Source organism: Luteimonas sp. 3794 (assembly GCF_031456825.1).
Lineage (GTDB): Bacteria > Pseudomonadota > Gammaproteobacteria > Xanthomonadales > Xanthomonadaceae > Luteimonas.
In genome coordinates, this window is sequence record NZ_JAVDVJ010000006.1 from 112,225 (window position 1) to 134,579 (window position 22,355).

Here is a 22,355-nt window from a genome sequence, read left to right on the forward strand (position 1 = left end):
GGCGCTCAGTCCTTGTAGGACGCGTGCAGCACCCGGTTGCGCCCTTCGGCCTTGGCGCGATACAGCGTGGCGTCGGCCATCTGCAACAGCACTTCCGGGGTCTGGCCGTCGAGCGGAAAAGTTGCGATCCCGATCGACATCGTCACCGGACCGAGCTGCTGGCCCAGATGCTGGACGGTCGCCACTTCGACCGCGCGACGGATCTGCTCGGCGCGCGCGAGCGCGCCGGCGGCGTCGAGTTCCGGCAGCACGACGGTGAATTCCTCGCCGCCATAGCGGCAGGCGATGTCCTCGGCGCGAACGCCGGCCTGGATCTGCCGGCCGACCTGTCCCAGCAGCGCATCCCCGGCGGCGTGGCCGAAGGTGTCGTTGAAACGCTTGAAGTGATCGACATCCAGCATCAGCACCGACAGTGGCAGGCGGCGGCGGTCGCAGCGCTGCAACTCGCGGACGAAACTCTCTTCGAGATAGCGGCGGTTGAACAGGCCGGTCAGCGGGTCGCGCAGCGACTGGGTGCGCAGGGTCTCGCGCAACTGCAGGTTGGCGATCGCCAGGCCCAACTGTTCCGCGAGCTGGCCGAAGAGTTCATCGAGCGCCGACCCCTGGGCCATCGCCTCGGTCGCCCCACTGACATGCAGCAGCCCGATCGATGTGCCCTGCGCGGCGAGCGGCAGACAGAAGGCGGTGACGCCGGGCGGCGGCGCGCCGGGATCAAGGTGCGCGCACGTCACCTGCAGATCTTCCTCGCCCGTCACCACATGGGACTGCCCGCGGCGCAGGGCCCAGCAGTCGCCCGGCAACAGCGAATCGGCGCTGCTGACCAGTCGGTCCCCGAAGCTGGCGACGCTGTCATGGAAGTTCTGCGAAGCGCGGTTGAGATAGATGCGGCCGCTGGCGCCCGGCAGCAGGCGGCGGATGGTCGTGATCGACAGCTGCACGATCTCCTCGAGGGTCTGGCAGCTCTGCAGCAGACCCGAGTAGCGCGCAAGTTCGTGGCGCTGCTTCCACAGCTGTTCCACCTGGACCATGCTCAAGGCCATCTCGTGCGCTGCGCCGCGTGCTTCGAGTTCCAGCCTGCGCGCGCGTCGGTTCTCGCGGGTCACGTTGACCATCAGCGTCACCATCAGCGCGCCCGACAGCAGCATGCCCAGCACGACGATGAAGATCAGCAGGCTCGCATCGCGGTCACTGCGCGCCTTGCGCAGCGCCAGCAGCCGCAGTTCCTCGCGCCGCATCTCCGACGCCACGGCGTCGAAGTCTTTCCATTGTTGCAGGGTGAGCGCCGGGTCGGTGGCCTCGCGCGCGGCTTCGGCGCCCCGGAGTTCCTGCAGGTCGAACAGCCTGCGCAATTCGGCCAGGTGCGCATGGGCCGAGGCGTGCATCTGTGCGGCCCGCGCGTCCTGTTGCGGATCCTCGCGGATCGCCGCGCCCAGGGCCTCATGGGCCACCTCGACCTGATGCGTTGCAATCAGGTACTGGCTGCGGAATTCCGGATGCCCGGTCAGGCGGTAGGCGCGCGCGTTGGCTTCGGTGCTTCGGATTGCGCGCTCGGCGATCTCGAGCCGGTTGATCACCTCGTAGGTGTGTCCGATCCAGGCGTTGCTGCTGCGCAGGCTGGACACGCCCCAGACGCTGGCGATGCCCACGCCCAACAGCAACAGCAGCGCGATCGCGAAGGCGGGCACGCGGTAGGGGGACCACCTGGAACGGGATGCGGGCAAACGGGCGTGCTCGATGGCGCTGGGGCGATTCTGGGCGCGATTCTAGCCCCCGTCACGCCACGCCGGCCTGCGGCGCGCCCTGCAGCGCGGTTCGAATGGCGGCAGCAACGGCGCTGCGGTAGGCTTCCCGACCGTTCCGCAGCAAGCAGCGTCCCGTGTCCAGCGAACCCGTCGTCGTCGATCCCAACGCCTACCAGCCCACTCCGGTGGAATCCGACGCCCAGCGGTTCTGGACCTCGACCCGCGCGTTCGAGGTCACCGAGCGGGCCGACAAGCCGAAGTACTACTGCCTGTCGATGCTGCCGTATCCGTCGGGCGCGCTGCACATGGGCCACGTGCGCAACTACACGCTCAGCGACGTCATCAGTCGCTACCAGCGGATGACGGGCAAGAACGTGCTGCAGCCGATGGGCTGGGACGCGTTCGGCCTGCCGGCCGAGAACGCCGCGATCAAGAACGCGACCGCGCCGGCCAAGTGGACCTACGCCAACATCGACCACATGCGCGGCCAGCTGCAGTCGCTGGGCTATGCGATCGACTGGAGCCGCGAGTTCGCGACCTGCGCGCCGGACTACTACGTCCACGAGCAGCGCATGTTCGTGCGGTTGATGAAGAAGGGCCTGGCCTACCGCCGCAACGCGGTCGTCAACTGGGACCCGGTTGACCAGACCGTGCTCGCCAACGAGCAGGTCATCGACGGTCGCGGCTGGCGCTCGGGCGCGCTGGTGGAGAAGCGCGAGATTCCGCAGTGGTTCCTCAAGATCACCGCGTATGCGCAGGAGCTGCTCGACGGCCTGGACACGCTGGGCGGCTGGCCGGAGTCGGTCAAGACCATGCAGCGCAACTGGATCGGGCGCAGCGAGGGCCTGGAATTCTCGTTCGACGTGGTGGGCAGCGACGACAAGCTCGCTGTCTACACCACGCGCCCCGACACGCTGATGGGCGTGACCTTCGTGTCGGTCGCCGCCGAGCATCCGCTTGCCGTTCGCGCGGCCGAACGCGATCCGGACCTCGCCGAGTTCATCGCCGACCTGCGCCGCGGCGGCGTGTCCGAAGCCGAGCTGGAAACCCAGGTCAAGCGCGGCATGGACACCGGCCTGCGCGCGATCCATCCGGTTACCGGCGAAGAGATCCCGGTCTGGGTCGCCAACTTCGTGCTGATGGGTTACGGCACCGGCGCGGTCATGGCCGTGCCCGGCCACGACCAGCGCGACTGGGAGTTCGCCAAGGCCTACGGCCTGCCGATCAAGATGGTCGTCGTGCCGGACGAGGTCCGCGATGCGCTGCAGGAAATCGGCCGTGACCGCCGCAGCGGCGCCGATCCGATGCGCTCGGCCCTGGGTAGCGGTGCAGCGCTCGATGTGTACGACACGGGCGCCGCCGTGCAGGTCGTGCAGGACTTCGAACGACGCATCGCGGAAGAAGGCGCGTACACAGATCGCGGCTGGCTGGTGAATTCCGGCGAGTTCGACGGGCTCGATTTCCAGCAGGCGCTCGATGCGCTTGTGTCGCGCTTCGAATCCGAAGGTCGCGGCAACCGCAAGGTCAACTTTCGCCTGCGCGACTGGGGCGTCAGCCGCCAGCGCTACTGGGGCTGTCCGATCCCGGTGATCTACTGCGACGCCTGCGGCGCGGTGCCGGTGCCGGAAGACCAGTTGCCGGTGCTGCTGCCCGAGGATGTCGAGGACGCATTCGCGAACCCCGGCGTCGTGCAGTCGCCGATCAAGTCGAACCCCGAGTGGCGCAAGACCACGTGCCCGACCTGCGGCGGCGCGGCCGAGCGCGAGACCGACACCTTCGACACCTTCATGGAGTCGAGCTGGTACACCGCGCGCTACACCTCGCCGGGCGCGGCCGATATGGTCGACGAACGCGCCGACTACTGGACGCCGGTCGACCAGTACATCGGCGGCATCGAGCACGCGATCCTGCACCTGCTGTATTTCCGCTTCTACCACCGCCTGATGCGCGACGAAGGCCTGGTGCGCAGCGACGAGCCGGTGATCAACCTGCTGACCCAGGGCATGGTCATCGCCGACACGTTCTATCGGGAGCTGGAGAACGGCAGCAAGGACTGGATCAACCCGGCCGACGTCGAGATCGTCCGCGACGACAAGGGCCGGATCACCGGCGCCACCTCGAAGCTCGACGGCCAGCCGGTCTCGATCGGCGGCACCGAGAAGATGTCGAAGTCGAAGAACAACGGCGTCGACCCGCAGTCGATGATCGGCAAGTACGGCGCCGACACCGTGCGCCTGTTCTCGATGTTCGCAGCCCCGCCCGAGCAGTCGCTGGAGTGGAACGAGGCCGGCGTCGAGGGCATGTCGCGCTTCCTGCGTCGCCTGTGGAACCAGGTGCAGAAGCATGTGCAGGGCGGGGACGCCGGCACGTTCGATATCGCTGCGGCCACGCCCGCGCAGAAGACCCTGCGGCGCCAGCTGCACGAGGCGATCCAGAAGGTCGGCGACGACTACGGGCGCCGCCACAGCTTCAACACCGCGATCGCTGCGGTGATGGAGCTGCTGAACCATGTCGGCAAGTTCGACGAGATGGATGCGAATGCGCGCGCGTTGCGCCAGGAGACGTTCGAGACCCTCGTGCTGCTGCTCAACCCGATCACCCCGCACATCGCGCACACGCTGTGGCAGGTGCTGGGTCATGCGGAAACGCTGCTCGAGGACCAGGCCTTCCCGCAGGCCGATCCGGCCGCGCTGCAACGCGACACGGTGACGCTGGCGATCCAGGTCAACGGCAAGCTGCGCGGCACGATCGATGTCGCCGTCGACCTGCCCAAGGACGCGATCGAGGCGATAGCGCTCAACGAGCCGAATGTCGCGAAGTTCCTCGGCGAGCTGACGGTGCGCAAGGTCATCGTCGTGCCCGGCAAGATCGTCAACATCGTCGCCGGCTGAACCCGGCCTCGCCGCGCGCCGTGCGCGGCGCTTGCCGCCCCTGTCCCCCTCGTCCAGACTCCGCCCATGCGCACCCTACGACCGGTTTTCCTGCCTCTTGCCCTCATCGCCCTCGTGATGCTGTCGGCCTGCGGCTTCCATCTGCGCAATGCGCTGACGCTGCCGCCGAACCTCGGCCCGGTCGACATCGTGTCCAGCGATCCCTACAGCCGTCTGGCCCGCTCGGTCGAGCGCGCGCTGGCGGCGGCCGGCGCGGAGATCGCCGATTCCGACGCGACCGATGTCGCGACGCTCAACATCCAGTCCGAGCGCTGGGCCGCATTGCCGGCCAGCCTCGACGCCCAGGGCCGCGCCCAGGAATACACGCTGCGCTATGCGGTGGTGTTCTCGATGCGCGATGCAGACGGGCGCGACATCGTGCCGCAGCAGGCCATCGAGCTGTCCCGCGATTACCTCGCGCCACCAGCTGATTCGATCGGCGCCGATTCCGAGCGTGAACTGCTGTCGCGTGAAATGGAGCGCGAGATGACCGCCTCGATCATCCGTCGTATCGACGCGGTGTTCCGCAACCCGCAGCTCCGCTCGGCCGAGTGATGCGGGCGCTCGCCACCGGCTCGCCGTTGTCGTGGAACTGACGCCCGAACGCCTGGTTGCGCAACTGGCCCGCGAGCCGCTGCGCCCGGCCTATCTGATTGCCGGTCCCGAACCACTGCGTGTGCTCGAAGCGGCGGATGCCGTACGTGCCGCCGCGCGCGCGCAGGGCGTCGCCGAGCGCGAAGTGTTCGAACCCGAAGGCCGCGACATCGACTGGAACGCGGTCGAGGCCACGTTCCGCGCGCCGAGCCTGTTCGCGTCGCGACGTCTGGTCGAAATCCGCCTGCCGACGACCAAACCCGGCAAGGAGGGCGCTGCGGTCATCAGCGGCTTCTGCGCCGATCCGCCATCCGACGTCACCCTGCTGGTCACCGGCGGCGAGTGGAGCCGGCAGCATGGCGGCAAGTGGAGCGAAGCGATCACCGGCATCGGCCATCTCGTCGTCGCCTGGCAGGTCAAGCCGCACGAACTCGAAAGCTGGATCGAGGCACGCCTGCGCAGCCGCAACGTGCTGGCCGACCGTGCCGCCGTGCAGCAGTTGGCCGAGCGCGTCGACGGCAATCTGCTGGCCGCCGCGCAGGAAGTCGACAAGCTGGCGCTGCTGGCCGACGGCAGCACGCTCGACGGGCCGCGTATGCAGGCACTGGTCGCCGATGCCGCGCGTTTCGACGTATTCCGCCTGCTCGATGCCACGCTCAACGGCCAGCCGGCGCAGGTCGTGCGCATGCTGGCTGGCCTGCGCGCCGAGGGCGCGGCGATTCCGGCGCTGATGGGCATGGTGGTCATGGAGCTTGCGCGCGCCGCGCAGCTGGCGCAGGTGCAGGCCCGCGGCGGCAACATGGCCAATGAATTCAAGGCCCAGCGCATCTGGGACGCCCGCCAGGCGGGCTATCGGCGCGCGCTGCAGCGCCACCCCGAGGCGCGCTGGGTGCGTTTCGTCGCTGAAGCCGGACGAGTCGACCGTATCGCCAAGGGCCGCGGCCGCTGGGGCGTGGATCCCGTCGACGGTTGGCTCGCGCTCGAGCGCCTGCTGGTGGCCGTGGCCGACGCGCGCGCGGGCGCCCTGTTGGCCGCCTGACCGGCCGCGATGGCGCTGCACCTCGTCTACGGCGGCACCTTCGATCCGATCCACTTCGGACACCTGGCGATCGCGTGCGCCGCGCGTGATGCGCTGGACTGCGCCGTGCACCTGATGCCGGCCGGCGATCCGCCGCACCGCGCGCCGCCCGGCGCCGATGGCGCGACGCGGGCGGCGATGGTCGCGCTGGCGATCGAGGGCGTGCAGGGCCTCGTGCTCGACCACCGCGAACTGGAACGCCAGGGCCGCAGCTACACCGTCGACACGCTGGCCGAACTGCGCGACGAACTCGGCCCCTCGAAGCCGCTGGCCTGGCTGGTTGGCGCGGACAGTTTGCTCGGCTTGCCGGGCTGGCACCGGTGGCGCGACCTGTTCGCGCTTGCGCATCTGGTGGTGGCCGAGCGGCCGGGCAGTGCGCTCGACGCGCAGCTGCCGGCCGGACTCGCCGATGCGTTGCAGGATCGCTGGACCCCCCAGGCCGCCGATCTGCAAGCGCAGCCCGCAGGACGGGTGTTGCGCCTGCATCAGCCGCTGTCGCACGTCTCGGCAACCGCGGTGCGCACGCGGCTCGCCGCAGGCGACTCGACCGCAGACTGCCTGCCGCCACGCGTGGCCGCATTCATCCACGAGAAGGGCTTGTACGGGGCGGCGGCCCGCGCTCCGCTATAATTTCCGCCGCACTTTCCGAGCCAGACCTTTGTCCAATCCCGCACACGTCATCAAGACCCGCCTGCCCGAGCCGCCGCCGTCCCCGGATGCGCTGCTGGAAGTGGCCCGCGCCGCCGTCGCAGAAATCAAGGCCGTCGACGTCATCGATATCGACGTGCGTGGCCGCAGCAGCGTCTGCGATTTCATGGTCATCGCGTCGGGCACGTCCAGCCGGCACGTGAAGTCGATCGCCGACGAAGTCGTCAAGCACGCCAAGAAGCTCGGCTGCCAGCCGCTGGGCGTCGAGGGCGAGCGCGAGGCCGAGTGGGTGCTGGTCGATCTGGGCGACGTCATCGTCCACGTGATGCTGCCGCGCGTGCGCGAGTTCTATGCGCTCGAGCGTCTGTGGACCGTCGGCGACCAGCCGCCGGAAGACGAGCGCGGCCCGCGTCGCGATGCCTGATCGCGGTGTCCCGGCACGTTCGCCGGGACGACAGCCGACATGAAAGCGAAACTGATCGCCGTCGGCGAGCGCGCCCCCGCGTGGGTGGCCGAGGGTTTCGCCGAGTACCGCAAGCGGTTGTCGCACTGGCTGCCGCTGGATCTGATCGAAGTCGAGCCCGGTCTGCGCGGCAAGGGCCGCGACACCGTGCGCGCGATGACCGACGAGGGCGCGCGCGTACTGGCCGCGATTCCGCGCGATGCGCTGGTGGTCGCGCTCGACGGCCGCGGCCGTCTGCATTCCTCTGAAGACCTCGCACAGCGTCTGGAGCACTGGCGCATGCAGGGGCGGGATCTCGCATTCCTGATCGGCGGACCGGAAGGCCACGCGCCGGAGGTCCTTGCACGCGCCGACGAGCGCTGGTCGCTCGGACCGTTGACGTTGCCGCACATGCTGGTGCGTCTGGTGCTGGCCGAGCAGGTGTATCGAGCCGCGGCGATGCTGGCGAATCATCCGTATCACCGGGCGTAGAGCTTGGGAGTTGCCGCGCTTCGATCTGATTGATCGGAGGCGCTGGTTCTGGAGGCGGCTTGCGTGGGGTGGGTCCCGCGACATATCAAAGTGTCATTCCGGCTTGACCAGACACGCGCCGGTTGAAAGCCGCCGCAATGACGGGCAGTGGTTTGTTTATTTCTTACCCCCTTGGAAGAAGATCCCCATTCGGTATTCCTCCGACCCCAGCCCTCACCCGACGGGAAGCGCGTCGACCTCTCCCTGAGGGAGAGGTGCTCGGTGCCCGCTCGCTGGAACACGATGCGAATCGGACTAGGCGCGGGCGCGTCTTATCCTCGCGACAGATTGAACGCGATCGGCACCAGTCCGATCGCCTCCACCGGCACGCCATCGCGCATCGCCGGCTGGAACGTCCAGTGCCGCTGCACGTGGCGGATCGCGGCGCGGTCGAGTTCGCGGTTGCCGCTGCTGCGGTACAGGCGCACGTCGAGCGGGCGGCCATCGGAGCCGACATGGATTTCGAGCAGCACCACGCCCTCGGCACCGGCGATCAATGCCGCGCGTGGATAGTCGGGTGCCGGCGCGTTCGCGTACTGCAGGGCGATGCCGGACATCGGCGTGGTGTCGATCGTGGCCGGCGCGGCGTCGATCGGCGGGCCTTCGACGGTCGGCAGGGCGGGCAGGGTTCCGGCATCGACGACGACCGCGGCGTCGACCGGCGCGATCCGGGGCGCCGTCTGTTTTGGCACGACCGGTGACGGCGCGCTGCGCGGTGGCACCACCTCGACACGTTCGGGCGGCAATTCGGGCTTCGGCACGGGCGGGGTGATCCACTCGAATTCTTGCTTACGCTCGGGCAGGGCGTAATCGAGCGCATCGCGACTGGCCGGCACCAGCAGGACCATGAACAACATTGCGTTGAGGGCCAGGGTGCCGCTGAGTCCGACGATGCGCACGGCATCGGGACGCGACGGTTCGTGGACGGGTCCGCGCATGCGGGGACCAATGGGCTGCAGCACCATGCACCACCTCCTGTGTGCGGGCCGGATGGCCCGTGGAAGCGTCAACGTGGCAGCGGTGGCCATGGGGTCGATGGCCAGCCGCGCCGTCGCATCGTTCGCATCGAACCTGCGCCGATTGCGGTGGTTCGGCAAGCGCGTCCCGACGAACGGAGGCCGATGCGGGCTTGGCGGTGCGTTGCAGCGCTGATCACAGCCAAGAGATTTCACTGCGCTCTGCCCTGATGCGGGTGGCTCAGTGCGCGAGCGGTGCTTTCGCCGGATGGGCAGGGGCAGCGCCCCAAAATCGACAAGCCGTGGTGACGCTGACACCACGCGATCGATCCCGCTCCATTCACACCCGGATACGACGGGGCCCGCACATGGCGGGCCCCGTCGGTGCTTTGGACTGCGCAGACTCAATCGTCCGGCATGCTCTCCGGTTCGCGGTCGAGACCGCCTTCGTCCGGATTGCGCTCGCCGGTGTCGGCCGGCTGCTGGGCGTCGCCCTTGTCGTTGGGGTTCTTCTCCGAATAGCCGGGATTCTGGTCGGGCCGGGTCGGCGGCTCGGAGGTGGTCCTGTTGTGGCTCATGTCAGCGTCCCAGTTCGAAAACAACGTCGAGATTGGCCGACAGCGTGGTTTCGCCGGGTGAAACCGAGGTCCCCATGCTGTCCTGTTCCATGGCGCGCATCGCGATCATCGGCCTCGGCTGCGGAAAACCGCCGCCCTCGCTGATGCTGACGATGCGGCGCACCCGCATGCCCAGCGAAGCTGCGTAGACCTCGGCGCGTTGCTGCGCCTTCTTCAGCGCCTCGGCGCGCGCCAGGTCCTGCACGCCCTCGGCGTCCTCGATTTCGAAGGTCGGGCCGTTGATCTGGTTGGCACCGCTGCTGACCAGCGCGTCGAGCACCTGTCCCAGCTTGCCGATGTCGCGGACTTTCAGATTGACCGTGTTGCTGGCCTGATAGCCGGTGATCGCGGGTGGCTGGTTCTCTGCGTAGCGGTACTGCGGGCTCAGGTTGATACCCGATGTCTGCACGTCGCGATCGGCGATGCCCGCCGCCTTGATCGCGGCTATCAATGTAGCCATCTGCTCGGCGTTGGCGCGCATCGTCGCATTGGCATCGCCTGCCTGGGTCACGACGCCGGTCGACAGGGTGGCAATGTCGGGCGCACGGCTGGCATCCGCCTGCGCCGAGATCGACAGCAGGGTGCCGTCGCTCGGCATTGCATGGTGCGTGGCGGGCTGGGCGCTGGCCGTCATCGTCAGGGTTCCAAGGGCGAGGCCGCAGGCGAGCAGCAGGGGGCGGGGGATGAGGTGCATGCGAAGCTCCGTTGAGATGAACAAGGGTTGGCGCGCTCCGGTGAACGGGTCGTGAGCCCGACCGGGGTCACGCCGGTTCAGCCGGCGGTCGGGCGGCGCCCGCACGGTATCCTTGCGCGATGCTGCATCTTGCTTCGCAATCTCCCCGCCGTCGCGATCTGTTGGCCCGTCTCGGCCTGCCCTTCGGGCGGGTGGATGTCGACGTGCCCGAGGTCCAGGCCGTCGGCGAGTCCGCTGACGATTATGTGTTGCGTGTCGCTGCCGACAAGGCGCGTGCCGGGCTGCACGCGGTGGGTGAGGTGCAGGATGCCGTTGTCCTCGGCGCCGATACCGAAGTCGTCCTCGACGGGGTGGTGTTCGGCAAGCCGCGGGACGACGCCGATGCGACGCGGATGCTGCAGATCCTCTCCGGGCGCACGCACCAGGTGATCTCCGCCGTGGTGCTGGCTGCCGCTGGACGGCAGGCCGGGGTCACTGTGGTCACCGACGTCACGTTCGACACGCTGGATGCGGACACCGTCGCGGCCTATGTCGCCAGCGGGGAGCCGCGCGGCAAGGCGGGCGCCTATGCCATCCAGGGCGGCGCCGAACTGTTCGTGGTCCGCATGGCGGGCAGCCATTCGGGCGTGATCGGACTGCCGCTGCAGCAGACAGCGGCGCTGTTGCGGTCCTTCGGAATGCAACCGCGGCCCTTCGCCGCCAATGACCACAAGGCCTGACCCGGACATGTCGGAAGAGATCCTGATCAACGTGACCCCGCGCGAGACGCGCGTGGCAGTGGTCGAGAACGGCATGTTGCAGGAACTGCACATCGAACGTGGCTGGCGTCGTGGCGTGGTCGGCAACATCTACAAGGGCAAGGTGCAGCGGGTGATGCCGGGCATGCAGGCCGCGTTCGTCGACATCGGCCTGGAGCGCGCCGCGTTCCTGCATGCCAACGACGTGATGCGTCCGCCGCAGGCCGGCAACGACGGCGAAGGCGGGGGCGATGGCGTGTTCCCGCCGGCCTCGCCCACGCTGCCGGTGAGCGAACTGTTGCGCGACGGGCAGGACATCGTGGTGCAGGTGGTCAAGGATCCCATCGGCACCAAGGGTGCGCGCGTGACCACGCAGATCAGCATCCCGTCGCGTTACCTGGTGCTGTTACCGCAGTCGCGCGTGGTCGGCGTGTCGGCGCGGATCGAAGACGATGCCGAGCGCACCCGGCTGAAGACGCTCGTCTCCGAACTCGCTGCCGCGACCGGTGGTCACGGCTACATCGTGCGCACCAATGCCGAGGGCCAGAGCGCCGAGGCGCTGGCCGAGGACATCGCCTACCTGCAGCGCGCGTGGGCGTTGATCGGTCATACCACGGGCGATTCGCGCGTGGGTGCACGGGTCTACGAAGACCTGACGCTGCCGATGCGCGCGGTCCGCGACCTGATGCGCCGCGATGTCGACAAGGTCAAGGTGGATTCCCGCGACACCTACGAAAAGCTCTGCATCTTCGCGGCGCAGTACCTGCCGGCGCCGGGTCCGGCCGAGCAGGCGCGCCTGGTCGATCGCATCGAGTGCTACACCGGGACGCGGCCGATCTTCGATCTGTACGGCGTGGAGGACGAGATCCAGCGCGCGCTCAAGAAGGACGTGCCGCTGAAATCCGGCGGGTATCTGGTGATCGACCAGACCGAGGCGATGACGACGGTCGACGTCAACACCGGCTCGTTCCTGGGCCAGCGCAATCTCGAGGAGACCGTGTACCGCACCAACCTCGAGGCCGCCCAGGCGGTCGCGCGCCAGCTGCGGCTACGCAACCTGGGCGGCATCATCATCATCGACTTCATCGACATGGTGGACCCGGAACACAAGCGCCAGGTGCTGCGCACGCTGGAGAAGTCGCTGGCCAAGGACCACGCCAAGACCACGGTCTACGACTTCTCGCCGTTGGGCCTGGTCGAGATGACCCGCAAGCGCACGGTCGAGAGTCTGGAGCGTCAGCTCGGCGAGACCTGTACGGCCTGCAACGGGCGCGGCATCGTGAAGACGATTGAGACCGTGACCTACGAGATCTTCCGCGAGATCGTGCGCGCGGTGCGCCAGTTCGAGGCCGAGCGCCTGCTGGTGATCGCCTCGCCCAAGGTCGTGTCGACAATCACCGACGAGGAATCGGCGGCTGTTGTCGAGCTGGAGGAATTTCTCGGCAAGTCGATCCGCTTCCAGTCCGACGACCAGTACCTGCAGGAACAGTTCGACGTTGTGCTGCTCTGACCGCCAGCATCGGCGGCTCGCGCTCCCTGCCTCCGGCGGTCGGGCGCCCGCATGAGTGCCTGGACGGCCCGCCTGCAACGCGCGCGCCGCAGCGCCTGGTATCTGCTCGCCGCTGTGCTGGTGACGATGGCGCTGGTGGCGGTCGCAGTCGCGCAGTTCGCGTTGCCGTGGCTGGAGCGCAATCCGCAGACGGTCGCGTCCTGGCTTGGCGAACGCGCCGGGCGCCCGGTCGCGTTCGACACGCTGGACGCCTCGTGGACGCGGCGCGGCCCCTTGTTGCGCGTGACCGGCCTGCGCATCGGCGACCCCGCAGCCGCGGTGCCGATCGGCACCGCCGAGATCCAGGTCGCCCAGTATTCGGGGCTGCTGCCGGGCCGCTCGCTGACCGAACTGCGGCTGCACGGCATCGAGCTGACGCTGCAGCGCAATGACGACGGCAGCTGGCAGGTGCGGGGTCTGCCGGGCGCCGCACATGCGGAAGAGGATCCGCTCGATGCCCTGCAGGGCTTGGGTGAACTGCAAGTGGTCGATGCGCGGCTGACCATCGATGCGCCATCCCTGGGGCTGGCACACACGCTGCCGCGTGTGGATCTGCGCATGCAGGTCGACCGTCGCCGTGTACGCGCGGCGGCGCGGGCCTGGGTGGACGTCGATGGCACGCCGCTGGACCTGCGCCTGGAGCTGCTGCGCGCGCAGGGTGATGGCCGCGCCTACGTCGCGATGCCGCGCAACGATCTGCAACTGTGGTCGCCGTTGCTGGCGCCCAGCGGGGTCGCGATCCGCGCAGGCCATGGCCGGGTGACGGCGTGGATCGATCTGCGCGCGCGCCGCGTTGAAGCGATCACCGGTGATGTCGAACTCGACGCACTCTCGCTGCAGCGCGCCAGCGATGTGGCGCAGGCCGCCATCGACGCACCGACGGTGGCCTTCGAGGGCGCACATGCGCGTCTGCGCTGGACGCATGCCGACAACGAATGGCGTCTCGATGCACCAACGCTGCGGGTCACGCAGCTCGGGCGCGAGCAGGTCCTTGACGGGCTTGTGCTCGCAGGCGGCCAGCAGTGGGCGATGCATGCCGAGCGGGTCGAGGTGGCACCGCTGATCGCGCTCGCGGCGCTCGGTGATGGCGTATCGCCGTCGCTGCGCGCCTGGCTGCAGGCAGCGACGCCGCACGCGGTGCTGGCCGACGTCGCGTTCGCTGCACGCGCGGACGGCCCGGTGCGGGTGTCGGCGCGGATCGAGGATTTCGGCTTCTCGCCGGTCGATGACCGACCTGGCCTGCATGGCCTTGGCGGCACACTGGTCGGCGACGGGCAGGGCGTGGTGTTCCGTGCTGATCCCGACGCGCGGCTGGTGTTCGACTGGCCGACCGGCTTCGGTGTGCCGCATCCGCTGCGACTCGATGGCGAGATCGCGGGCTGGCGCGACGGCGACGCGTGGCGCATCCAGACGCCCGGCCTGCGCGTGGAAGGCGACGGCTACGCCGCCGATGCGCGCGGCGGACTGTCGTTCGAAGGCGACAGCACGCGACCGCGGCTCGATCTGGCGGCGGATGTCGATGCGGCCCAGATTCCGGTGGCGAAGAAGTTCTGGGTCCGTCACACGATGTCGGCGGCGGCGCGTGAATGGCTGGACATGGCGCTGGTCGCGGGCATGGTGCGCAACGGCCGCGGCATCGTCGCCGGCGATCTCGACGACTGGCCGTTCGGCGTCGAAGAGGGTAAGGACCGCCGCGGGGTGTTCTTCGCCGAGGGCGATATCGCCGACGCGACGATCCGCTTCCAGGACGAGTGGCCGGCGATGACGAAGCTCGGCGGCCATATCCGTTTCATCAACGACGGGTTCCGACTCGAGCCTTCGACTGGCGAGCTGGCCGGCGTTCCGCTGCGCGATGTCGTTGCCGGGATCCGCAATTACGGACAGAGTCCGGTCGAAGCCGGGGCCACCGCGCATGCCGACGCGACGCAGTTGCTTGCGTTGCTGCGGCAGAGCCCGTTCCAGGCCGCGCACGCCGAGACGCTCGACGCACTGGACGTTACGGGGCCGACGCACGCTGCGGTGTCGGTTGCGGTGCCCCGTCACGCGCCGATGCAGCTCGATGGCGAGGTGGCGCTGGAAGGCGTTGCGATGCGCGAGTCGCGTTTCGACCTCGCCTTCGATCATGTCCGCGGCCGGGTGACCTTCGACCAGTCGGGCTTTCACGCCGACGCGCTCGAGGCTCAGCAGGACGGGCAGGGCGGCACGCTCGCCTTGCGCGCCGGAGCCGGGCACGTGCGCCAGCGCGCCAACGCCTTCGAAGGCGAACTCGACATGCCGCTCGATGCCAGCGCACTGCTGGCGCGCGCGCCCGATCTGGCCTGGCTGCGCCGGCATGTCGGTGGCCGTGCTCCCTGGCAGGTCCAGGTCGCCGTCCCCGACGCGCCTGCAGCGAACGGCGCGCCCGCTGCGCACCTGCTGCTGCGCTCCGACCTCATCGGCACCACGCTGCGGCTACCGGCTCCCCTCGACAAGCCGGCGGCGCGCGCGCTGCGCACCACCATCGAGGCGCCGCTGCCCTTCGGGACCGGCGATGTCCTGGTCGGCTTTGGCGATCGTCTCGCGCTGCGCGCGCGCACCAGCGGCGCACGTGCGGGCATCCGTGTCGACATGGGGCGCGCGCGGGTCGACAGCGCCGCCCCGGCTGCCGGCATCGTCGTTTTCGGCCGCACGCCGGTGGTCGACGTGCTCGACTGGATCGGCCTGATGGGCGGCGGCGAGGGTGACGGCCTGGCGCTGCAGCAGGTCGATGTCACCACGGCGGACCTGCGCCTGGCCGGCGGGCGTCTTGGCCAGACGCGGATCACCGCCGCGCGCCGCGCCGATGGCACCGATCTGCGTCTCGACGGCGCCGCTCTGGCCGGCGATGTACGCATCCCGGACACCGAAGACGCCCCGCTCGCGATCGCGCTGCAGCGTCTGCACTGGCCAGCGCCCGCGCCGAAGTTGGACGCCGCGGCGAACGCCACGCCTGCTACCCCCGCGATCGCCGGCGTCCCCGCGTCACCTCCGGCCGACGACGCGCTTAACCCCGCATCGGTGCCGCCGATCCGGCTTGCGATCGACGACCTGCGTTACGGCGCGGTGGTGCTCGGCCGTGTCGACGCGTCCTCGCAGCGTATTCCGGGCGGCCTGGCGGTCAACCGGCTGCAGGTTCGCGGGCCCGACCACCGCATCGACGTGACCGGCCGCTGGACCGGCCGCGGCGCTGCAGCACGCACTGCGTTCCAGGCCGACGTGGAAAGCGAAAATTTCGGCCGGCTCGCCTCAGGGCTCGGCTTTGCCGGCAGCATCGTCGGCGGTCAGGGGCGCGTGGATTTCGACGCCGCCTGGCCGGGCGCGCCGAATGCGTTCCAAGTCGCCCAACTGGAGGGCTCGATGAGTCTGGCGCTGCGCGACGGGCAACTGGTCGAGGTGGAGCCGGGCGCCGGACGCGTGCTAGGCCTGCTCAGCGTCGCCGAACTGCCCAGGCGTCTGACGCTCGATTTCCGCGACTTCTTCAGCAAGGGCTTCGGCTTCAACCGCATCGCCGGCGAGATCCGCTTTGGCAACGGTGTCGCGCGTGGCGACAACCTCGTCATCGACGGGCCGGCCGCCGAAATCCGCATCCGCGGCAGTGCCGATCTCGTTGCACGCACCTATGACCAGGACATCGAGGTGCTGCCCAAGACCGGCAACCTGCTGCCCGCAGTCGGTGCGTTGACCCTGGGGCCGGTGGGCGTGGCGGTGGGCGCGGTCGCGAACGCAGTGCTGCGCAAGCCGCTGGCCGAGATGGGCGCGCGCAACTATCACGTCAGCGGTCCATGGCAGGATCCGAAAGTGGATGTGGTGGAGAGACGCGACGCAGCGGCACCAGTGAGTGCGCCCTCGACGCGGCCGCAGTCGGCGGACTGAGTCCAAGCGCGCGGAATCGCGTCCGGCTTGCCATCGGCAGCTTTGCCCCCACACTTGTTGGATGTCCGAATCCCCCGTTTCCTCCGGCGGCGCGCTCGCGCTGGCCGAATCCCGCCTGCTGCTGCCTGCAGGTCTCGACACATCCGGTCTCGATCGCGCGTTCTCCGCCTTGCTCGGTCCCGGCATCGATTTTGGTGACCTGTATTTCCAGCATTCGCGTCGCGAAAGCTGGGCGGTCGAGGACGGCATCGTCAAGAGCGGTTCGCACGCGATCGAACAGGGCGTCGGCGTGCGCGCCATCAGCGGTGAAAAGACCGGTTTCGCCTACTCCGACGACATTGATGCGGCCGCGTTGCTGGCCGCGGCGCAGTCGGCGCGTGCGATCGCGCGCGATGGCCGCGCACATGCGCCGCTCGCGCTGGCGCGCACCCGTGCCCACGACCTGTATCCGGCGCAGGATCCGATCGACGCGCTGGGCAGCGAGGCGAAGGTCGAAGCGCTGCGCCGCGTCGACCGCATGCTGCGCGCCGCAGATCCGCGCGTGCAGCAGGTGATGGTCAGCCTGTCGGGCGGCGTCGACACCGTGCTGGTGGCGCGCAGCGACGGCGTGCTCGCCGGAGACGTGCGTCCGCTCGTGCGCCTCAACATCCAGGTGCTGGTGGAGCACAACGGTCGCCGCGAATCCGGCTACTCAGGCTACGGCGGGCGTTACTCGTACGAAGAGCTGCTGGGCGACGGCAAGCCGGAGCGTTTCGCGCGGGAGGCGCTGCGCCAGGCGCTGGTGAACCTCGAAGCGATCGATGCGCCGGCCGGCACCATGCCGATCGTGCTCGGCGCCGGCTGGCCGGGCGTGCTGCTGCATGAGGCGGTCGGCCACGGCCTCGAAGGCGATTTCGCGCGCAAGGGCACCAGCACGTATGCGGGTCGCCTCGGCCAGCGCGTCGCGTCGAAAGGCGTGACCATCGTCGACGACGGGACGCTCGCTGGTCGCCGCGGCTCGCTCAACATCGACGACGAAGGCACGCCGACCCACTGCACAACGCTGATCGAGGATGGCGTGCTGACCGGTTACATGCAGGACACGCTCAACGCGCGTCTGATGGGCGTCGCGCCGACCGGCAACGGCCGCCGCGAGTCGTTCGCGCACCTGGTGATGCCGCGCATGACCAATACCTACATGCTGGCGGGCCAGGACGATCCGCAGGACATGATCCGCTCGGTCAAGAAGGGCCTGTACGCGGTGAATTTCGGCGGCGGCCAGGTCGACATCACCAACGGCAAGTACGTGTTCTCGGCGACCGAGGCCTATCTGATCGAGGACGGGAAGATCACCGCGCCGGTCAAGGGCGCCACGTTGATCGGCAACGGCCCGGAGACGATGCAGCGCGTGCGCATGATCGGCCACGATATGGCGCTGGACGAAGGCATCGGCGTTTGCGGCAAGGACGGGCAGAGCGTGCCGGTCGGCGTGGGCCAGCCGCATCTGCTGATCGACCAACTGACCGTCGGCGGCACGCAGGCTTGAGAGCCGGCATGCGGGATCGGGATTTCGGGATCCGGAGCGGCCTGAGACTGCGCCCTGACCGCGCCGTCATTCCCGCGCAGGCCGGAATGACGGCAGATCAAACTCAGGGGGCGTCGTCGCCGTTGCCGGGTTCGTCGGCTTCGTCTTCCAGACGCGCTTCCTCGGCCGCAGCGTCTTCGCCCGCCGCCAGCGATGCCGCTGCGAACACGCCGCGCAGCTCGCGGAAGAGTTCGCGGAACGCGGCCGGCGGCTTGTTCTTCGCGCGCTCGGCCAGTGCATTGCGCACCAGCTGGCGCAGGCGCTGGCGATCGGCCTCCGGGTACGCATCGAGCAGTTCGGCCAGTGCCACGTCGCCGTCGTCGAGCAGGCGCGTGCGCCAGGCTTCGGCGCGGTGCAACTGGGCGGTCTCGACGCGTGCGGCGGTGCCGCCGGCATCCATCGCGTCGCGGATCGCTTCCAGCGTCTCGTCGCTCTCGCGGCGCATCTGCTTGGCCAGAAACGCCAGCTGGCGCTTGCGCGCGATGTGCGAGGTGATGCGCCGCGCATCGGCGATGTGCGTCAGCAGACCTTCGGGAATGGGCAGTTTGCCCAGCTGGTTTTCGGACAGTCCGGCCAGGTCGTCGGCCAGCGACAGCACTTCCAGCGCTTCGCGCCGGTTCTGCTTGCGGCTGGGGCCCAGGTACTCACCCGATTCTTCGTTTATGCCTCTCATTGCAACAGGATAAGTCATTGCCCATGTCCCACGCCTTGATCGACGTTCATTCGGCCGACGATTCGGCCGTCCGCCTCGACGCATTGGCCGCGCTGTCGCAGCGCCTGCTCGACCGCTGCCGCGCCGCCGGCGCCACCCAGGCCGAGGTGTCGTGCTCGGAAGACGCGGGGCTGAGCGTCAATGTGCGCATGGGCGAGGTCGAAACCGTCGAGTCCACGCGCGACCGCGGCATCGGCGTGACGGTCTATTTCGGCAAGCGCAAGGGCACCGCCAGTACCGCCGATCTGCGCGAGGACAGCCTCGCCGCGACCGTCGACCAGGCCTGCGCGATCGCGCGCTTCACCGAAGACGATGAAGCGTCCGGCCTCGCCGACGCCGACCTGATGGCGCGTCCCGGCCCGGATGGCCGCTTCGACGAGTACGACGCCTGGCATCCCTGGGCACTGGAGGCGGACGCCGCGGTGGATCTCGCGCTGGCCTGCGAGGCGGCCGGTCGCGATGCCGACCCGCGGATTGCCAATTCCGATGGCGCCTCGGTCAGTACCTCGAAGGGCCTGAGCGTCTACGCCAACAGCCACGGCTTCGTCGGCGCCGAGCGCGGCAGCCACCACAGCATCGGCTGCGCGCTGATCGCGGGCGAGGGCGAGCACATGCAGCGCGAGGGCTGGTACAGCGTGGCGCTGGCGCAGTCCGATCTGGATACGCCGGCCTCGATCGGTCGCCGCGCGGCCGAGCGCACACTCGCGCGTCTGGACCCGCGGCCGCTCGCGACCGGCAGCTATCCGGTGCTGTTCCAGGCCGAAGTCGCGCGTTCGCTGATCGGCCACCTGCTGGGCGCGGTATCCGGCGGTGCGCTGTACCGCCGCGCGAGCTTCCTGCTCGACAGCGTCGGCACGCAGCTGTTTCCCGACTGGTTCCGCATCTTCGAGCGCCCGTTCCTCTCGCGCGGTTTCCAGTCCTCGGCCTATGACGCCGAAGGGGTTGCCACGCGCGAATCGCCGCTGATCGACGACGGCGTGCTGCAGCGTTATGTGCTCGGCAGCTATTCGGCGCGCAAGCTCGGCCTGCAGAGCACCGGCAATGCCGGCGGCGTGCACAACCTGGAGATTCCCGCCAACGCGGGCGGTCTGCAGGACCTGCTGCGCGGCATGGATCGCGGCCTGCTGGTCACCGGCCTGATGGGGCAGGGCGTCAATGCAGTGACCGGCGATTACTCGCGCGGCGCTTCGGGTTTCTGGGTCGAGGGCGGCGAGATCCGCCACGCGGTCGACGGCATCACCATCGCCGGCAATCTGAAACAGATGTTCGCCAGTATCGAAGCTGTCGGCAGCGACATCGACCCGCGTTCGCATGTGCGCACTGGCTCGATTCTGCTCGGCCGCATGACCGTTGCCGGCGGCGACTGACGTTCCTGCACTTGACGGTGGCCCCGCATCCCTGAACAGTGCGCCGCAAGGCCACGGCCTGATCCTTCCACACAACATAAGGCGTCCCGCATGAGCGAGTTCGACAAGTACACCACTGCATCGCCTCCCCCTGCCGGCGTCGCTTCCTCGGAAGAACGCCAGTGGGGCCTGTTCGGCCATCTCTCCGCGCTGACCGGCTTGTTTACCGGCGGTGTCGGCAACATCGTCGGCCCGCTGGTGATCTGGTTGATCAAGAAGGACACCATGCCCTTCGCCGCCGACCAGGCGCGCGAGGCGCTCAACTTCAACATCACCCTGCTGATCGTGGCCGTCGTGATGCTGCTGATCACCCTGGTGACCTTCGGCCTCGGCGCGGTGCTGACTTTCCCGCTGTCGATCCTGATCGGCATCGCCTGGCTGGTGCTGACGATCATTGGCGGGATGAAGGCGAATGAAGGTGTGGCGTACCGGTATCCCTTCGCGCTGCGCCTGATCAAGTAAGCGATCCGTCCAGCGGCACCGCACAGGCCCCGGCGTCCGCGCCGGGGCCTGTCGCGTTTAGGGTGCCGGAAGTCCGGGTGACCTCCGCGCCTGGCGCCAGGCGCGGCGGATGGGCACGCTGGCCTCACGATCCACGAACGGAGGCCATCCATGCAGACCGCATCCTTTCCGCAGACGCTGCCGGCCAGCGACAGCCGCCACTGGGCAGCGGCCATGCATCTGGGCGCGCTGGTGCTCGCCCTGCTGACGAGCTGGATCTCGGGCGTGGCCGGCGCGCTCGTTGCCGGGATGGTGTATCTGCTCAAGCGCGAGAGCGACGCCTTTGTCGCCGCGCACGCGCGCGAGGCGTTGAACTTCCACCTGAGCATGTGTCTGTACGCCTGCGCGATCGTAGTCGCGGCCATCGGTCTGCTCGGTGCCACCGTGCTGACGCTGGGTATCGGCGCGATCGTCACGCTGCCCGCAGGCCTGCTGCTTGCCATCGCGGCCGGCGGACTGGCGATGCTGTGGCTGATCAGCAGCATCGTCGCCGCGGTGCGCGCCTTGAACGGCGAGCACTATGTGCATCCACTGACGATCCGGTTCTTCGGCGGCTAGCCGCCATCCTGCGGGCGCGTGCGTGGCCGCGCCCGCAGCTCAGTGATCGCGCTCAATCGCCCGGCGGCCAAGCGCGGCCAGCGGGGCAACGGTCTCGCCGAACGGCGCGAGTGCATCGCGCATGCGTGCGGCCAGCCCATCGAGCCGCGCGCGCGAGGCCTCGACGCCGATCAGCGCAGGGAAGGTCGCCTTGTCCTGGGCAACGTCCTTGCCAGCGGTCTTGCCGAGCGTCGCGCTGTCGCCTTCGATGTCGAGCAGGTCGTCGCGGATCTGGAAGGCCAGGCCCAGTGCATTGGCGAAATCGTCCAGACGCGCGCGCGTCTGCGCATCGACGCCTGCCGTGAGTGCGCCCAGCGCGACCGCCGCGCGGAGCAGGGCGCCGGTCTTCATCGCATGCAGGCGTTCGAGTGCGGCCACGCCGATCGAGCTGCCATCGCCGGTCGCCGCCAGGTCGAGCGCCTGGCCACCGCACATGCCGTTCGCGCCCGATGCGCGGGCGAGGGTCGCGACCATCTCCAGACGCACCTCGGCAGCGAGCGGCGATTCGGCGAGCAGCGAGAACGCAAGCGTCTGCAGCGCATCGCCGGCCAGGATCGCGGTGGCTTCGTCGAAGGCGACATGCACGGTCGGCTGGCCGCGGCGCAGGGCGTCGTCGTCCATTGCCGGCAGATCGTCGTGGACCAGCGAATAGGCGTGTACCAGTTCGACCGCCGCGGCGGCGGCGTCGGCGGCGCCTGCGGGGGCGCCGAAGGCGTATGCGGTCGCATGGACCAGCAACGGGCGCATGCGTTTGCCGCCCAGCAGCACCGCGTGCCCCATCGCCGCGTGCAGCCGCGGTTCGCCGTCGGCGACGGAGTCGAGTGCCTGCTGCAGCGTGGCGTCGGTGCGCGCGCGCCAGGTGTCGAGCAGTGCGGCGGTTTCGACCGCCGGATCAGGCATCGGGGTCATCGACGGCGGCTTCGCCGAACGGCTGCGCGCGCTCGGGCGATGCGGGATCGCTGAGCAGCTTGACCCGCAGCTCGGCATCCTCGAGCGCCTGCTGGCAGCGCCGGTACAAGCCGACGCCGCGTTCGTAGGCGCCCAGCGAGTCTTCGAGGCTCAGTTCACCGCCCTCCATCCGCTCGACCAGCGTCTCGAGCTGGGTCAGGGCGTTTTCGAAGTCGGCGACGGGACTGGTTTCGGCGGCAGCGGGTTTCTTCGGCATG

The 22,355-nt window shown here is 69.1% G+C and carries 20 protein-coding genes; 13 read left to right on the top strand and 7 right to left on the bottom strand.

What is annotated here, in order from left to right; genetic code table 11:
• Positions 1-5: 5 nt before the first annotated feature.
• Positions 6-1,685 carry a diguanylate cyclase gene (locus J2X52_RS10605; RefSeq protein WP_310152730.1) on the bottom strand — a complete coding sequence of 560 codons (1,680 nt, stop codon included), beginning with the start codon at positions 1,683-1,685 and terminating at the stop codon, positions 6-8.
• Between the two features lie 191 nt (positions 1,686-1,876).
• Here J2X52_RS10605 and leuS point away from each other — a divergent pair, with 191 nt between their 5' ends.
• From leuS to rlmH, 6 genes are all read left to right on the top strand, one after another.
• Positions 1,877-4,633, top strand: a complete 2,757-nt coding sequence (gene leuS / locus J2X52_RS10610) for a leucine--tRNA ligase (RefSeq protein WP_310152733.1) — start codon at positions 1,877-1,879, stop codon at positions 4,631-4,633.
• Positions 4,634-4,699: 66 nt separating this feature from the next.
• Positions 4,700-5,227 carry an LPS assembly lipoprotein LptE gene (gene lptE, locus J2X52_RS10615; RefSeq protein WP_310152735.1) on the top strand — a complete coding sequence of 176 codons (528 nt, stop codon included), beginning with the start codon at positions 4,700-4,702 and terminating at the stop codon, positions 5,225-5,227.
• A 31-nt stretch (positions 5,228-5,258) separates the two neighbouring features.
• Positions 5,259-6,305: a DNA polymerase III subunit delta gene (gene holA, locus J2X52_RS10620; protein ID WP_310152738.1), complete on the top strand. Its 1,047-nt coding sequence runs from the start codon at positions 5,259-5,261 to the stop codon at positions 6,303-6,305.
• 9 nt (positions 6,306-6,314) lie between these two features.
• Positions 6,315-6,974: a nicotinate-nucleotide adenylyltransferase gene (gene nadD / locus J2X52_RS10625; protein WP_310152740.1), complete on the top strand. Its 660-nt coding sequence runs from the start codon at positions 6,315-6,317 to the stop codon at positions 6,972-6,974.
• A 28-nt stretch (positions 6,975-7,002) separates the two neighbouring features.
• A complete protein-coding gene (rsfS, locus tag J2X52_RS10630; RefSeq protein ID WP_310152743.1) occupies positions 7,003-7,416 on the top strand; it encodes a ribosome silencing factor in 414 nt (137 codons plus the stop codon).
• 39 nt (positions 7,417-7,455) lie between these two features.
• Entirely contained in the window at positions 7,456-7,926 is a 471-nt protein-coding gene (gene rlmH / locus J2X52_RS10635; protein WP_310152746.1) for a 23S rRNA (pseudouridine(1915)-N(3))-methyltransferase RlmH, read from the top strand.
• 311 nt (positions 7,927-8,237) lie between these two features.
• Here the strand turns inward: rlmH and J2X52_RS10640 are convergent, their stop codons facing one another.
• From J2X52_RS10640 to J2X52_RS10650, 3 genes are all read right to left on the bottom strand, one after another.
• Positions 8,238-8,903 (bottom strand): energy transducer TonB, encoded by a 666-nt coding sequence (locus J2X52_RS10640; protein ID WP_310152749.1) that lies wholly within the window; start codon positions 8,901-8,903, stop codon positions 8,238-8,240.
• Positions 8,904-9,325: 422 nt separating this feature from the next.
• Entirely contained in the window at positions 9,326-9,499 is a 174-nt protein-coding gene (locus J2X52_RS10645; protein WP_310152751.1) for a hypothetical protein, read from the bottom strand.
• Between the two features lies 1 nt (position 9,500).
• Entirely contained in the window at positions 9,501-10,232 is a 732-nt protein-coding gene (locus J2X52_RS10650; RefSeq protein ID WP_310152966.1) for an SIMPL domain-containing protein, read from the bottom strand.
• 119 nt (positions 10,233-10,351) lie between these two features.
• On the opposite strand from J2X52_RS10650, the gene J2X52_RS10655 reads away from it, so the two are divergent.
• From J2X52_RS10655 to tldD, 4 genes are all read left to right on the top strand, one after another.
• Positions 10,352-10,951 (top strand): Maf family nucleotide pyrophosphatase, encoded by a 600-nt coding sequence (locus J2X52_RS10655; protein ID WP_310152757.1) that lies wholly within the window; start codon positions 10,352-10,354, stop codon positions 10,949-10,951.
• Positions 10,952-10,958: 7 nt separating this feature from the next.
• Positions 10,959-12,479, top strand: a complete 1,521-nt coding sequence (gene rng, locus J2X52_RS10660) for a ribonuclease G (protein ID WP_310152970.1) — start codon at positions 10,959-10,961, stop codon at positions 12,477-12,479.
• 51 nt (positions 12,480-12,530) lie between these two features.
• Positions 12,531-16,409 carry a YhdP family protein gene (locus J2X52_RS10665; protein ID WP_310152760.1) on the top strand — a complete coding sequence of 1,293 codons (3,879 nt, stop codon included), beginning with the start codon at positions 12,531-12,533 and terminating at the stop codon, positions 16,407-16,409.
• Between the two features lie 61 nt (positions 16,410-16,470).
• A complete protein-coding gene (gene tldD, locus J2X52_RS10670) occupies positions 16,471-17,934 on the top strand; it encodes a metalloprotease TldD (RefSeq protein ID WP_310152762.1) in 1,464 nt (487 codons plus the stop codon).
• Between the two features lie 103 nt (positions 17,935-18,037).
• Here tldD and yjgA read toward each other — a convergent pair whose 3' ends face one another.
• Positions 18,038-18,646, bottom strand: a complete 609-nt coding sequence (gene yjgA, locus J2X52_RS10675) for a ribosome biogenesis factor YjgA (RefSeq protein ID WP_310152765.1) — start codon at positions 18,644-18,646, stop codon at positions 18,038-18,040.
• A 23-nt stretch (positions 18,647-18,669) separates the two neighbouring features.
• On the opposite strand from yjgA, the gene pmbA reads away from it, so the two are divergent.
• From pmbA to J2X52_RS10690, 3 genes are all read left to right on the top strand, one after another.
• Positions 18,670-20,052, top strand: coding sequence for a metalloprotease PmbA (gene pmbA / locus J2X52_RS10680; protein ID WP_310152768.1), 1,383 nt, complete (start codon positions 18,670-18,672; stop codon positions 20,050-20,052).
• A 90-nt stretch (positions 20,053-20,142) separates the two neighbouring features.
• Positions 20,143-20,553: a DUF4870 domain-containing protein gene (locus J2X52_RS10685; protein ID WP_310152772.1), complete on the top strand. Its 411-nt coding sequence runs from the start codon at positions 20,143-20,145 to the stop codon at positions 20,551-20,553.
• A 150-nt stretch (positions 20,554-20,703) separates the two neighbouring features.
• Complete coding sequence (locus tag J2X52_RS10690; protein ID WP_310152774.1) at positions 20,704-21,150, top strand: DUF4870 domain-containing protein; 447 nt, start codon at positions 20,704-20,706, stop codon at positions 21,148-21,150.
• Positions 21,151-21,189: 39 nt separating this feature from the next.
• Here the strand turns inward: J2X52_RS10690 and J2X52_RS10695 are convergent, their stop codons facing one another.
• Together J2X52_RS10695 and J2X52_RS10700 are read right to left on the bottom strand one after the other, a co-directional pair.
• Entirely contained in the window at positions 21,190-22,089 is a 900-nt protein-coding gene (locus tag J2X52_RS10695; protein WP_310152972.1) for a farnesyl diphosphate synthase, read from the bottom strand.
• Complete coding sequence (locus J2X52_RS10700; protein WP_310152777.1) at positions 22,082-22,354, bottom strand: exodeoxyribonuclease VII small subunit; 273 nt, start codon at positions 22,352-22,354, stop codon at positions 22,082-22,084. The genes J2X52_RS10695 and J2X52_RS10700 overlap by 8 nt, the downstream gene beginning before the upstream one ends.
• Position 22,355: the final 1 nt, after the last annotated feature.